This is a genomic window from Runella sp. MFBS21, assembly GCF_029433105.1.
Classification (GTDB): Bacteria; Bacteroidota; Bacteroidia; order Cytophagales; family Spirosomataceae; genus Runella.
Genome location: NZ_JARNTW010000001.1, coordinates 792,639 through 806,525 on the forward strand (window position 1 = coordinate 792,639; position 13,887 = coordinate 806,525).

General features: G+C 42.8%; 9 protein-coding genes. 6 read left to right on the forward strand and 3 right to left on the reverse strand.

Translation table 11 applies throughout. The annotated features are described in order from the left end of the window. The first annotated feature begins 101 nt into the window (after positions 1-101). The gene (locus P1X15_RS03095; RefSeq protein WP_277336665.1) at positions 102-812 is read left to right on the forward strand and encodes a zinc metallopeptidase; all 711 of its coding nucleotides are present in this window, start codon (positions 102-104) and stop codon (positions 810-812) included. A 55-nt stretch (positions 813-867) separates the two neighbouring features. Here P1X15_RS03095 and P1X15_RS03100 read toward each other — a convergent pair whose 3' ends face one another. Together P1X15_RS03100 and proC are read right to left on the reverse strand one after the other, a co-directional pair. Beyond that, positions 868-4,536, reverse strand: coding sequence for a gliding motility-associated C-terminal domain-containing protein (locus P1X15_RS03100; protein ID WP_277336666.1), 3,669 nt, complete (start codon positions 4,534-4,536; stop codon positions 868-870). Between the two features lie 80 nt (positions 4,537-4,616). Then, positions 4,617-5,420 (reverse strand): pyrroline-5-carboxylate reductase, encoded by an 804-nt coding sequence (proC, locus tag P1X15_RS03105; protein WP_277336667.1) that lies wholly within the window; start codon positions 5,418-5,420, stop codon positions 4,617-4,619. Positions 5,421-5,519: 99 nt separating this feature from the next. Between proC and P1X15_RS03110 the strand changes: the two genes are divergently transcribed. From P1X15_RS03110 to P1X15_RS03120, 3 genes are read left to right on the forward strand one after another with little or no spacing between them, the layout of a single operon-like run. After that, positions 5,520-6,821: an AAA family ATPase gene (locus P1X15_RS03110; protein WP_277336668.1), complete on the forward strand. Its 1,302-nt coding sequence runs from the start codon at positions 5,520-5,522 to the stop codon at positions 6,819-6,821. Next, complete coding sequence (locus P1X15_RS03115; protein WP_277336669.1) at positions 6,818-7,567, forward strand: hypothetical protein; 750 nt, start codon at positions 6,818-6,820, stop codon at positions 7,565-7,567. The genes P1X15_RS03110 and P1X15_RS03115 overlap by 4 nt, the downstream gene beginning before the upstream one ends. A 26-nt stretch (positions 7,568-7,593) precedes the next feature. Continuing rightward, on the forward strand, positions 7,594-10,482 hold the full coding sequence (locus P1X15_RS03120) for a S9 family peptidase (RefSeq protein WP_277336670.1): 2,889 nt from the start codon (positions 7,594-7,596) through the stop codon (positions 10,480-10,482). An 88-nt stretch (positions 10,483-10,570) separates the two neighbouring features. On the opposite strand, the gene P1X15_RS03125 is transcribed toward P1X15_RS03120, so the two are convergent. Then, positions 10,571-11,527 (reverse strand): MoxR family ATPase, encoded by a 957-nt coding sequence (locus P1X15_RS03125; RefSeq protein WP_277336671.1) that lies wholly within the window; start codon positions 11,525-11,527, stop codon positions 10,571-10,573. 140 nt (positions 11,528-11,667) lie between these two features. Here P1X15_RS03125 and P1X15_RS03130 point away from each other — a divergent pair, with 140 nt between their 5' ends. Both P1X15_RS03130 and P1X15_RS03135 read left to right on the forward strand, forming a co-directional pair. Beyond that, positions 11,668-12,564 carry a LysR family transcriptional regulator gene (locus tag P1X15_RS03130; RefSeq protein WP_277336672.1) on the forward strand — a complete coding sequence of 299 codons (897 nt, stop codon included), beginning with the start codon at positions 11,668-11,670 and terminating at the stop codon, positions 12,562-12,564. Positions 12,565-12,653: 89 nt separating this feature from the next. After that, positions 12,654-13,886, forward strand: a complete 1,233-nt coding sequence (locus P1X15_RS03135) for a sulfite oxidase (protein WP_277336673.1) — start codon at positions 12,654-12,656, stop codon at positions 13,884-13,886. The last annotated feature ends 1 nt before the right edge of the window (position 13,887 follow it).

Sequence of the window (13,887 nt, forward strand, 5' to 3'; positions counted from 1 at the left end):
CGATTTTAGTTGGATTTTGGTGATTTTAATTAGTTTTAAGTTTGAACTTATCCACTAAAATCGAAACCAATTAAAATCGGTAAAATCTAAATCCAAAAATCATGGGTGGTTTAATTCTAATTGGACTGGTATTTATGGTCATTGGGATGTTTGTCCAATGGCGTTTGAAAAGTAAATTTACGGAATACTCACAAGTAGGCTTGATGAATGGCCTCTCGGGCGCAGAAATAGCCCAACGAATGCTTCGAGATAATGGTATCTACGATGTCAGAATCACACAAGTAGAAGGAATGCTCACCGACCACTACAATCCTGCCGATAAAACTGTCAATTTGAGTGCAGATGTGTACCATGGTAGAAGTGTATCGGCGGCAGCGGTAGCAGCGCACGAATGCGGCCACGCCGTGCAGCATAAAGTAGCCTATGCACCTCTTAAAATGCGTTCGGCACTGGTACCTGTGGTGCAAGTGTGTAGCAATATTCTTAATATTTTTAATATGGGAATGTTGTTTTTGGGCGGATTTATTTTCTATAACCAAGGGATTGTGAGTACTACTTTGTTGACTATCTTGGTAGCGGCAAACTTGGGAGTTACTCTTTTTGCACTCATTACTTTACCAGTAGAATTTGATGCAAGCCGTAGAGCTTTGGCTTGGGTAGAGCAAAGAGGCATTGTCAATCGAAATGAATATGATATGGCCAAAGACGCTCTGTGGTGGGCGGCTATGACCTACGTAGTGGCGGCATTGGGCGCCTTAGCAAACTTGATGTATTACGTTAGTTTGTTGCTTGGAAGAAGAAGCGATGACTAATTTTAAGTCCAAATAATTTTATACAAAAAAGGCGGGGGAACCCGCCTTTTTTGTGCTATTCCAATACTTGTATCCATCCTTTACAGGGTATATCGCCCGGTAGAGAGAGTTGATAAAAATAAGTTCCTGCTGAAACGTCTTTACCCCAATCGTCGGCATAATTGGTACTACTGAAAGTAAGCTTGCCCCAACGATTAAATATCTCTAGACGAGTGCCAGCAACACCGATGACAAAAGTATCATTTTTGCCATCACCATTTGGGGTAATTACATTAGGGATTTTATCTAAATTCAAGACATTGACCGATTGAGTGACTGACGACTCGCACCCTCGGGCTGAATAAGCCTTAAGAGTTACTTGGTAGGTGCCATTTTGGGTGTAAGTAATAGGTGAGGGCGTCAGGGTAGTAGCCTTTACACCATTGCCCAAATCCCACTCATATCTTGCGGCTCCTGAGGTTTTGTTGACATATTGTAGCGTAGTTGGCTGACCGCAAGTATAGGAAGGTACTATATCAAACGCCATATTTTGAGGACCTCTTTCGATACTAACCGTTACATTCTTTTTAGGTCTGCACCCGTCAGGATACACCGCCGTCACCGTATAGGTAGTAGTCTGGGTGGGCGTCGCAATAGGGTTTTTGATAAGGGTATCGCTCAGTGACGGGGAAGGTGTCCAGCGGAAAGTGGCATTTCCTTCGGCCAAAAGAAGCGCGCTTTGGCCCGCACAAATAGTGGTATCTGGTGATACTTTAAAATCAGGTTTATTGTCTTCTATCCTAACTGTAATGCTTTTTTGCGGCCTACAGCCATCGGCATACAAACCCGTCACTGTGTAGGTAGTTGTTTGGGTAGGCTTGGCTGATACGGTAGTACCTACCGAATCACTCAAAGTACTGGAAGGATTCCAGCGAAAGCGTGGGGCATTTCCTAAAGCCGTCAATAGGGTACTTTGTCCCGAACATAAAGTGGTGTCTTTGAGGGCATTAAAATCGGGTTTTGCATTATCAATACGTACTGTCACGTTGCGAGTTACGGTACATACCGAGTCAGTAATTGTACAGATAAATTGAGTAGTGGCATTGACATGAGCGATAGGGTTGGCAATATTGGGATTGCTCAATCCTGCGGCGGGACTCCAAGTATATTTGATGCCTCCTTGAGCCAATAAAGGCACACCTACATTGCTACACACGGTGGTATCTCCTTTGGCGCTTGCTTTGCTAGTTCCTACTTTGATAATTTTAGTGACTATATCTTGTCCACGGCATACAAGCGGGTTGAAGGCCCGTAAAGTGACACGATACTCTCCTGGTTGATTAAAAGTATAAGTGGCTTTGTTGGGGTCGCGGGAAATGGTATTTCCTTCTATATCCCATGTATAAGTTTTGCCTCCTTGACTGATATTGATAAAATCTAAGGTCAACGGAGCACAGCCCGATACCACGCCTTTTTGAGAACCCAAGTAAGGGTCAAAGTCGGCCTTGAGACGATCTATGTCAATTTTAAAAGCGGCATTATTACAGTTGTCACTGTTATTGGTTCGTGACCAAGCCATCGGAGTAGTAGGAAAACGAGACCCCCCACACGCACAAGTAGCGTGATAGATGATGCCATTTTTAGAAAAACGACTTGTGCCACCATCTACATGGTCGCCTCGGTCTACGTCACCAGGACTAGAGTTTCCAAAAAAAGTACTGTATAATAAAGATTTTGCACCTTTCTCAAGAATGGCAATGTAAAAATTGTTGCCATTTGTATTTTGTTGGTAAGCATCGGTAGTGATAGGAAGCCCCGTAGTACTACTGTAAGGGTTGTTTCGATTACGAGTATTGACTACTCCTCCCCAGCCCGAAAAGTAGATGTTCCCACATTCATTTACTAAAAAAGCAGTGGGTGAAATATCGGGACGGGCACGACTGGAGCCAATAGTAGTAGAAAATACCGTGCTAGATAGGTTTTTGTCTAAGGCGTGAATAAACTGACCTGCGTTTAGGTTGCGATAAGTGCCTGTAGTAGTGGCGTATCTCCCTCGAGTAAGGCCAATAGCATAGACATTTTCTTCGGCGTCAATATCTACCAGATAGGCGACATCGGAGCTATCAGTACCTAGGTAAGTAAGTTGCTCAAACTTATCATTCGAAAACTTAGCGATAAACCCGTCTTCTATCCCACTTAGGGTACCTTTATAAGCACCCGCTTTTGCGGGAAGGTTGCTACTTCGAGTACCTCCCGTGACATAGAATGCGCCCGAAGGTGCCCACTTGATACCGTAGGCAGCATCAATGGCTGTACCTCCTAAATAGGTACTCATCACAAGATTTTGTAAGCTAGCATTGAGTTTAAAAACTACCGCATCTTGTCGCCCACCGTATTGGTTAGTAATTCCATTTACTACTGGAAAATTAGTAGAGTTGGTAGAAGTCGCTACATATACATTGTCTTGGGCATCTACTACCACTTCTCCTCGAAACTCATCACCATAATTGCGGACAGTTAGGTCAAAAGCATTACATATACCATCATTGCCATTGCCTCCTACAAAAGTGCTTCCTTCGAGTCTTGTACCGGTGGTATTGAGTTTAAGCACAAAAATATCACTCCCATTTTCAAGTTCCAGACCATCAATAGGGGTAGTACGAGTGCCTCCGCCAAATCTTGTTTGATAGGCTCCTGTAGTAGTAGGAAAATTGGAGGAAGAAGTAGTTCCAAAAATCACCAACTCATTTTTATGATTGACAATCATACTATGAGGGATGTCGGTAAAAGCTCCCCCAATGTAAGTGGCGTAGAGCAAGCGACTACCATCAGGAGTGAATTTCAATACGCCCACGTCCACTTGACCGCTAAGGCGTGTTTGAAAAGCCCCTGTCGTAGCTGGAAAGACCCGCGTATCCAAAATAGTCCCCGCAGTATAAAGATTGCCGTCTTCGTCGTAAGTAGCAGCGTGGCCCCAGTTATCAGCAAAAGACCCCGAAAATGACGAAAAAACAAGCTCAGGGTCAATCGTAAGGGTGTGCTCTTTTTGGTATCCTTTCGGAAACTCAAAAGAAACCCGATTGCCTTCCAAGCGGTATTGGGTGGTTATTTCACGGGTACGGTCATTGACTTCCTGATAGGTATAAGGTTTAAGTTCATTGAAGGTATTGACAGTAGTCTCGACTGTGAGCTGATTGTCGATGAGTTTGAGCGATTTACCACCTACATATTTAAGCTTGATGCGCGAAGCATCGGCCTGAGGCGCTACCAAAAATTCGTATTTGAGGGTTTGGCGAAAAGCATACATTTTGAAGTCAATGCCAGGATACACGTCACGATAGATGATTTCGCCAAAAGAAGGAACATTAGAGGCCCATTTGGTAGGATTACTATCCAAAAAATAATTATTACTGCTAGCATTAGGGTGCTGTTCTTCGACTTTAAAAGCGGCATTAGCATCTTCAAATAGCACTTCTACAGCGTGGCTGTTTACTACATCCGACGTACGGGCGTTGGCTAGACTGCCCATGGCATGGCGACTTTTGAGGGCTTCGGCATCAAAGAAAACGTACATCAGCGATTTCTCTTTCAACAATAGATACCCCCCAGGGATTTCGGCCCGATAACGAATGGCGGCATCCCATTGTCCTTGATTGCGCACAAACCGAACCGCAGCGGGATTTTGAGCCTGTATCCCGTCGATAACCCACAACAACAAAAAGATAGTACGTAAAATTTGCTTCATACCAAAAATAACGAAAAATAGGGCTTCTAAATTACGGAGGCGGGCAATTTACTGATAGCAAATACAAAGGAGTGAAAATTCTACCCCTTCGACAATTCTTTGGCGCGTTTTTCGGCGGCCAAAATCCCTGCTTGAAGGGTTTGGGATAGTTCTCCTTCTTCAAAAGTACGTAAAGCTGCTTCAGTAGTTCCCCCTTTTGAGGCTACCGCCTTGATAAGGTCGTCGAGGCTTTTGTCGGCATTGTTGATAAGGTGAAATGAGCCAAGCATGGTTTGTTTTACCAAAAGCGTAGCAAGTGATTCCTCAAAACCCATTTTTTTACCAGCTTCTACCATTGACTTTACGAGATAATAAAAATAAGCTGGCCCACTACCACTGAGTGCCGTGACGGCATCAAGCATGGATTCATCTTCCAAAAAAACCGAACGACCAGTGGCATTGATGAGGTTATCGACTTTGAGGAGTTGGGCAAAACTTAATTCTTTGGCCGCCGAAAAACCCGTAATTCCCATGCCAAGCATGGCAGGTGTATTGGGCATGGCTCTAATCACAAGTCGATGATTGAGGGCGTCTTGGATAGTACTGATTGGAATCCCCGCCATGATCGAAAGCACCACTTGCTGTGGCTGGAGCACTTCGCGTAAAGCTGCCTGTACATTCGTAAAATCTTGGGGCTTTACCGAAACAATCACTACATCATAGTCGCCAATGTGCGAGCTGATCGTTTCGATGACTACGCCCGTGTTTTCAGTACGAAGGGCTTTGGCGCGGTCGGCGCTTTTTTCGATTAAAAGAAGATTCTCCTTTTTTACTAAATCATATTGTAGAAATGATTTGGCAAAGGCCATTCCCATATTTCCACAACCTACTATGGCAATTTTCATTAGTTTTGACTAAATAGTTGGTGATTACGTCGCAAAATTGGGGATAATTCAGCAATAAAACGCGTTTTTAAGTAAGTTTACAAAAAAGATAAGGGTTTTATGAACAATGAGATAGAAGGCGTTTATCTAAGTAAAGTCACTATCAAAGACTTTAATTGTTTTCAGGGTGAGCACCAAATTTCTTTTACTCGTCCTGATGGTCGCTATCAGCAATGGAATGTTATTTTGGGAAATAATAATACAGGGAAAACAACCATTTTGAGGTTGTTGAGCGGGTTGAGTGCGACAATATTACAAGATAATAGTGAGGAAAAAGGCATAGCTCCGTGTGTTCTAATGCCTTTTCAGCATATGTGGGATTTGACATCAGTAATTAACCAATTTGAGATTAAATCCGTTATACAAAAAAAGGAAAATAGTTCTTTTGAAAATTTAACTAAAGGGTGGGCGTACTATAAAAGTCAAGAAACAAACAATGTGATAGTAAGTGGTTTATTTCCTGATGACCAAAATTTTTTGTACTTCAAAAAATTGAAATTTTACGGATATGGAATTGCTCGAAAAATGTCAGAGACAAATATTACGGATAGCTCCTATTTAGATACTATAAGTGGACTTTTTTCAGACAATTATGAACTCACCAATGCCGAAGAGTGGCTTTTACAGCTAGACTATGCCGCAAAAAATGGGGTGTCAAATGCGAGCGCTGTTTTAGAAAGGTTAAAAGCAATCCTCTCTAGTGGGCTTTTGCCAGATGTAAAATCCATCGAACTTAAATCAGAATTAGATTCCAAAACAAATAGTGTCAGAAACTATGCGATTTTTGAGACTGATTATGGCAAAGTGCGCCTCAAAGGCTTAGGATATGGTTATCAAGCTACGATGGCGTGGGTGGTAGATTTAGCCAAAAAACTTTTTGAACGTTATCCCAATTTAGACAATCCGCTTACAGGAGCAGCGATTGTATTAGTGGATGAAATAGACTTACACCTACATCCCGATTGGCAGCGTAAAATTATAAGTTATTTGAGTGGCATTTTTCCTAATACTCAGTTTATCGTTACAGCACATAGTCCGTTGATAGTTCAATCAGCCGAAAATGTTAATTTGATTATTTTAGAAAAAGGAGCAGACAACTACACCCACATCCGACAAGAATTTGGCACTTTTAAAGGGTGGACAGTAGAAGAAATCTTGCAGGATTTGATGGGGCTTGGCGATAAAACCTTGTCTGATACGTATTTGCAACTACTAAGCCAGTTTGAAGAAGGACTTGACAGTGACGATTATGGTAAAGCTCGTACCGCGTATGAAGAACTTTTACCACTGCTTCATCCAAATAGTAGTCAACGAAAACTTCTTAAGTTACAGTTAGGTGCTATTGCCCCCGCTAGTGTATGATTAGATTGCAAGACGTGCCGTGTCCTACCGAACTGACAGATGAATTGGTGGCGCAGCTAACCGAAGAGTTTAAGCAGACGAAAAAGAGCGTTTGGAAAAGGAAATTTATTGCGGAGCCATTGTTGGCGATGTCAAACGGGAAGTGTTGTTTTTCGGAATGTAAACTACAGGAAGAAGGCAAATACCTCGAAGTGGAGCATTTTTATCCCAAATCCTTGTATCCCGACGAAGTAGTAAAGTGGGAAAATCTATTACCCATAAGTAGTGCTTGTAATAAAGCTAAACGTGATCATGATACGAGAACCATACCTATTATTAACCCGAGGTATGACAATCCCCGTGAGCATTTGTATTTTCAAGGGTATAGATTTAAGCCAAAAACAGAGAAGGGGCGCGAAAGTATTGAGGTTTTAAATCTAAATGATCGTACTCTATGGGTAAATAAACGCTATGAGATTGGTGATAAGGCAATAGAAAGATTGGAAGAAATTAGGGATAAAATGGTATCCTACGACCAAGAAGTAGTAAAATCAACTCACTCACGAAATACCATTATTAGGCAGTTACGAAACCTTTTTGTGGAAGGTACACCAAAAGCAGAGTACAGCTGTGTGGTAGCTTCTTATCTTCTTCATGATGATGATTTTCAAGTGATAAAAGATTGGATGCTGAAATATAACCTGTGGGATGCTGAGTTTGAGTCTTTAGAGGAACAATTGCAATACTGCGCTTTAGAAGTCAAATAACATCAATAAACTATTTTTATTAAAGAATGAAAAAGTATCTACTATTCCTGCTTCTAGGGGTGGCCTCCACTCCTTTGATTGCCCAGAAGAAATCTAAGAAAGCCCCTGCCGAGGCTCCAACGGTGGCCAAAAAGCCCTTAACCCATGATGTATATGATTTTTGGAAGGATATTCCAGAAAGAATAGTGAGCCACAATGGGCAATGGTTTGGCTATGCACTCAATCCCCAAGAAGGCGATGGTAAAGTGGTTTTTTACAATTTTACTACTGCTAAAGCCGACTCAGTAGCGCGCGGCAATGACCTCAAATTTACGAGCGATTCGGAGTTTGGCGTTTTTAAAATAAAACCCCAACTCGCCGTCACAAAAGCCGCAAAGCGTGCTAAAAAGAAAAAAGATGAACTTCCTAAAGACTCGTTGGGAATTTATACATTGGGCACCAAACAACTGGTCAAGTTTCCCTTAGTACAGTCTTTCAAAATCCCTGAGAAAAGCGGTAGTTGGGTTGCTTTTATTAAAGAATTAGAAAAGGCCAAAGCGCCCGAAGCCAAAGGCGATAGCACTAAAAAAGCACCACGTGCAAAGGCCAAAAAAGAAAGCGAGGAAAATGGCTATGGCCTTGTGTGGCGTGATTTGAAAACGGCCACCGAAAAAAGCTTCCCCTTCGTGACTGATTATGAAGTGACCAAAAACGGCAAACTATTGGCTTTTGCTTCTACTGGTACAGATTCTACCAAGGCAGGGGTATATGTGTATGACATTGCTACAAAGCAACTTGCCCAAATCTACGAAGGACATTCAAAACACAAATTCAAGAAACTTTCTTTTGATGATAATGGAAGCCAATTGGCTTTTGTGGCTGATTTGGATACCAACGCCAAAACCCAAATTAGAAGCCATAAACTTTTATATTGGAAAATGGGTGAGCAAACGGCGACTTTGCTGGCCGATGAAAGTACCCAACCTGCCCAGAAAGATTGGCTAGTAAGTGGTGACTATACTCCTAAGTTTTCTAAAAGTGGTGACAAACTCTTTTTTGGTACTGCTCCCCGCCCTGTGGTTCAGGATACTACTCTCTTGTCTGACGAAATTGTAAATGTGGAAGTGTGGCATTGGCAAGATGCCAAGCTCCAAACCCAACAAAAGGTGTCGTTGGAGAGAGATAAGAAAAAGTCATACTTGGCCGTAGCGCACTTAAATGATAAAAAACTCGTGCAGCTAGGAGGAGTTCATCTGCCTGATGTTGATTTGGTAGCGGAAGGCAACGCCAATATTTTGGTTGGTCATGCCGATGAAAAATATTCGGGTCAACACTGGGATTGGAATCCCAAAGAGGATTTATATATCCTTGACGCCAAAGATGGTTCTCAAAAATTGGTGAAAGAAAAAGTGGAAGGAAATGTGCGTGTATCGCCTGAAGGCAAGTTTTTGTACTGGTTTTCTAACCCTGATACGTCGTGGTTTGCGCATGAGATTGCAAGCAATAAAACGATTCAACTTACCAACAATAAAACGGTAAGATTTGCTGATGAAGAAGACGACCACCCTGATTTTCCACGAGCGTATGGCGTGGCAGGTTGGAGCAAAGATGACCAATCTCTTTTGATATATGACCGCTATGATATTTGGCAAATTGATCCCAAAAACCCTACTCAGGCCAAACGCCTGACCAATGGTCGTACCGACAAGAAGGTGTTTCGCTATGTAAGACTTGACCCCGAAGAAAAAAACGTAGATGTAAACAGCCCGCTTTTGTTGAGTACCGTCAATGAGACCACTAAGAAAGAAGGATTTGTTGAGCTTGCCGCTAATATTTCTCAAATAACGCCGCTATATGAAGGCGATTTTAGTATAGGAAATGTAGTACTGAAAGCCAAAGATGCCAATCGGGTATTGTTTACCAAACAGACTTTCAAAGATTATCCAGATTGGTATGCTACGGATTTGAGTTTCAAGAATATAACACGTGTGACAGAGGCTAATCCTCAGCAAAACAATTATTGGTGGGGTTCGGTAGAAATCGTAAGTTGGAGAGCTGGCGACGGTACGCCTCTGCAAGGGTTGTTGTACAAACCCGAAAACTTTGACCCTACCAAGAAGTATCCCATGATGACGTATTTTTATGAGAAAAACTCAGACAATATCCATACGCATTATGCTCCGCGCCCTATTCGCTCTTACATTAATTACTCTTACTTTACGAGCAATGGCTACTTGGTTTTTGTACCTGATATTGTGTATAAAGACGGCTATCCAGGACAAAGTGCCTACAATTGCATCGTACCTGGTGTATTGAGTATGATTGACAAAGGATTTGTGGATAAAGAGAAAATCGGTATTTCGGGTCATAGCTGGGGTGGGTATCAGACGGCCTATCTCGTGACACAGACCAACTTATTTAAAGCTGCCGAAGCCGGTGCTCCTGTATCTAATATGACAAGTGCTTATGGGGGTATCCGTTGGGATTCGGGTATGTCGCGGCAGGCGCAGTATGAGCATACGCAGAGCCGTATCGGGGGTACATTGTGGGAAAAACCAATGCAGTACCTCGAAAACTCACCGCTTTTCCACGCTCCCAAAATCCAAACGCCTGTATTGATGATGCACAACGACGACGACGGTGCGGTGCCTTGGTACCAAGGAATTGAGTTTTATATGGCTCTAAAACGCCTTAATAAGCCCGTGTGGATGCTTAATTACAACGGTGAAAAACACGGTCTTACCAAACGTCAAAATATGAAAGATTTTGCGGTGCGTTTGTACCAATATTTTGATCATTATCTCAAAGATGCGCCTGCTCCTGCGTGGATGACCGAAGGCTTGCCTATGGTAGAAAAAGGTATCAACCAACGCCTCTCTCCCATACAAGCAGAAGCGGCAAGTGGGACTTCAAAATTGGGCGGTTCAGGAAAGTAAGCATTAATCAGTATTACACTAAACATCAAACCCTGAATCTCATCTAAAATTCAGGGTTTGATGTTGTAAGAGTATTTTTTGGTTTAAACTACCGTCCAATCGCTACTTTTCTCAAAATGGAATCAATCACAAAACGTGTTGTGATACCATCTGCTTCGGCTTCGTAATTGAGAGTGATACGATGATTGAATACATCGGGAGCGGCTTCTTTGATGTCTTCGGGCAATACATAATCGCGTCCCGAAAAATAAGCGAGGGCTTTGGCTGCCAAATTTAATTTAATCGTTCCCCGTGGCGAAACGCCATATTGAAGGTATTTATCTTCTTCACGCAAGCCGTATTCGAGGGGCTTACGAGTGGCAAAAACCAGTTCTACAATGTAGTTTTCGAGGGTTTCGGAGAGGGTAATTTGATTGATTTCGTGCCTGATTTGGCGAATATCTTCTTTTGTTAAAATAGCCTGAGGTTCATAATTATAATCCAAATTTGACATTCGGCGCATTACCTCTAGCTCCTCCGTTTTGCTGGGATAATCCACAAATACCTTCATCATGAAGCGGTCGAGTTGCGCTTCAGGGAGTGGGTAAGTGCCTTCTTGCTCTACGGGGTTTTGGGTAGCCAATACAAAGAAAGGGCGGTCGAGGTGAAAAGTTTCTTCCCCAATCGTCACTTGTTTTTCTTGCATTGCTTCTAGCAAAGCCGATTGCACCTTCGCAGGTGAGCGGTTGACCTCATCGGCCAAAATCATATTGGCAAAAATAGGACCCTTCTTCACCTCATAGTCACCGAGTTTGGGTTTATAAATCATAGTCCCGATGATGTCGGCAGGAAGCAAGTCGGGCGTAAACTGAATACGTTGGAAATCTAAGTCTAAAACTTTGGCAAGGGTATTCACTGTCAGGGTTTTGGCTAGTCCGGGGACGCCCTCTAGTAAAATGTGTCCACCCGTAAAAAGGCCAATGAGGAGGCGGTTAATAAGCTTTTCTTGGCCTACCACCACTTTGCCCATTTCCTCAAATATTTGTTGAATTTTCTGTTGTGGCATTGGGTATGTTAACGTAAAATGTAAAGTGTAGGCTGTAAAGTTAGGGATTAGGCTATTGTTGACCAAACCTTATCATGGTTCAAAAAAATATATTCCCTAAATTCTATTTACTTTGTATTTCATCCCAAGCTCAAGATGTCGTGTCAGATTTTCGTTTAAAAGTATTTTGTAGCGTGGCCAATCACCTCAGCTTTACCAAAGCAGCGGGAGAGCTGTTTGTGACGCAGCCCGCCGTAACCAAACACATCCACGAACTAGAGCAGCAATATGGTACGCGGCTTTTTGAACGAAAAGGAAACTCCGTTTTTTTGACTCCTGCGGGCGAATTGCTCAAAAAATACGCTAATCAAATATTACAGCTATACCAAGAAGCAGCTTTTGAGTTGGGAACACTCCAATCAAAGCACAGCGGCAAACTTCGCCTTGGGGCGAGTACTACTATTGGGCAGTATTTGATTGCACCTTTGCTGGCTAAGTATTATGAGAAATTTCCTCAAGTGGAGCTATCGCTTCTCAATGGCAATACCGAAATGATAGAAAATGCGGTTTTGTCGCATACCATAGATTTGGGCGTAGTAGAAGGTAGAAAGCACCATTCGGGCATCAAATACGTTGACTTTATGGATGATGAACTCGTGGCGGTGGTGCATGTCAAAAGCAAATTGGCTCATCTCGACGAACTCACCATCGACGAACTCACCCACATCCCCTTGGTGTTGAGAGAGCGTGGCTCCGGTACTTTGGAGGTGATTGAAGGCGCGCTAAAAGAGCATAATCTCAAACTCTCTTCGTTGCAGATTGTGATGCATCTGGGCGGTACCGAAAGCATCAAGTCCTTTCTCGAACATTCTAATTGTATGGCTTTTTTGTCGATAAAATCCATCCAAAAAGAGTTAAATATGGGTCAATTGAAGCTTATTAAAGTAAAAGACTTAGTACTGATGCGAAAATTTTGGCTGATTCACTTACAAGGGCAGCCCGAACCAATGCCGGAATCTTTTATGCGTTTTGCTTTTAGGGAATACAATAAAAAGTAAATCCTAAGCTTGGTAAGTTTTGAGTTTTTGTAATTTATTGATTTCAAGAAAATAATGATTAACGTGCGCTTTCGCACTTACAACCTCTTATGAATACTGAACTTCATGACCGCCGCGGTTTTTTGAAACAAAGTGTGCTTACGTCACTAGCGGGCTTGGTAGGAACCGACATTGTTTTTGCCGAAAATATGCCAAAGCACCACGTTCCATTGGCCTTAGATGAAGGCTTAAAGGGCAAACACCCCGATATGATTGTGTTGAGCGATAAGCCTTGGAATGTCGAAACGCCTCCGCATTTGTTGAACGATGCAGTTACACCTATCGATAGGATGTTTATAAGAAACAATGGCCTGGTACCAGAAGAAAAAATAGACCCTACTACTTGGACATTGACCATCAAAGGGGAATCTGTAAAAGCGCCAAAAACCTACAAATTGAGCGATTTGAAGAGTAAGTTTAAGACTTATACTTATCAATTGGTGTTGGAATGTGGCGGCAATGGGCGTTCAGGTTTTGTGCCACAAACTTCTGGCAATCAATGGGATCAAGGGGCGGTCAGTTGCGCCGAATGGACAGGAGTACGCCTCAAAGATATTCTGAATGATGTAGGTCTAAAAGACGATGCGGTATATATTGGATATTATGGCAAAGACCTTCACCCAAGTCGTGATGCGAGCAAGGTGGTGATTTCGCGGGGAGTACCTATTAAAAAAGCCCTTGAGGACGAAACACTCATTGCATGGGCCGTCAACGGCCAAGAGATTCCGATGATGCACGGTTTTCCGCTGCGATTGGTGGTGGGTGGATGGCCGGCGTCGGTATCAGGCAAGTGGCTTCATACGATTGCGGTCAGAAACAAAGAGCATGATGGCGCCAAAATGGACGGACATAGCTATCGTATTCCTCGGCAGCCGATTCAACCGGGCGAAAAACTAGCCGAAACGCCCGAAAACTATCAAATCATCGAATCAATGCCCGTAAGGTCGCTCATTACATCGCCCCAATCAGGAGCAATGATTGATTTTAGGAAAACATTGACCGTAGGTGGTCATGCGTGGGCAGGGGATTTGGCAGTGAAAGAGCTACATGTTTCGATAGATTATGGGGCTACTTGGCAAAAAGCAAGTTTGCAAACGCCCAAAAATCGATTGGCTTGGCAACAGTGGTCGACTCAAATTCAGTTTCCTAAAAAAGGATACTATGAAGTATGGGCAAAAGCTACGGATTCACATGGCGCTTCTCAACCGATGGTGATTCCGGCTTGGAATCCAGGAGGGTATCTGAACAATACTTGTCATCGTATTGCGGTAAAAGTGGTGTGAT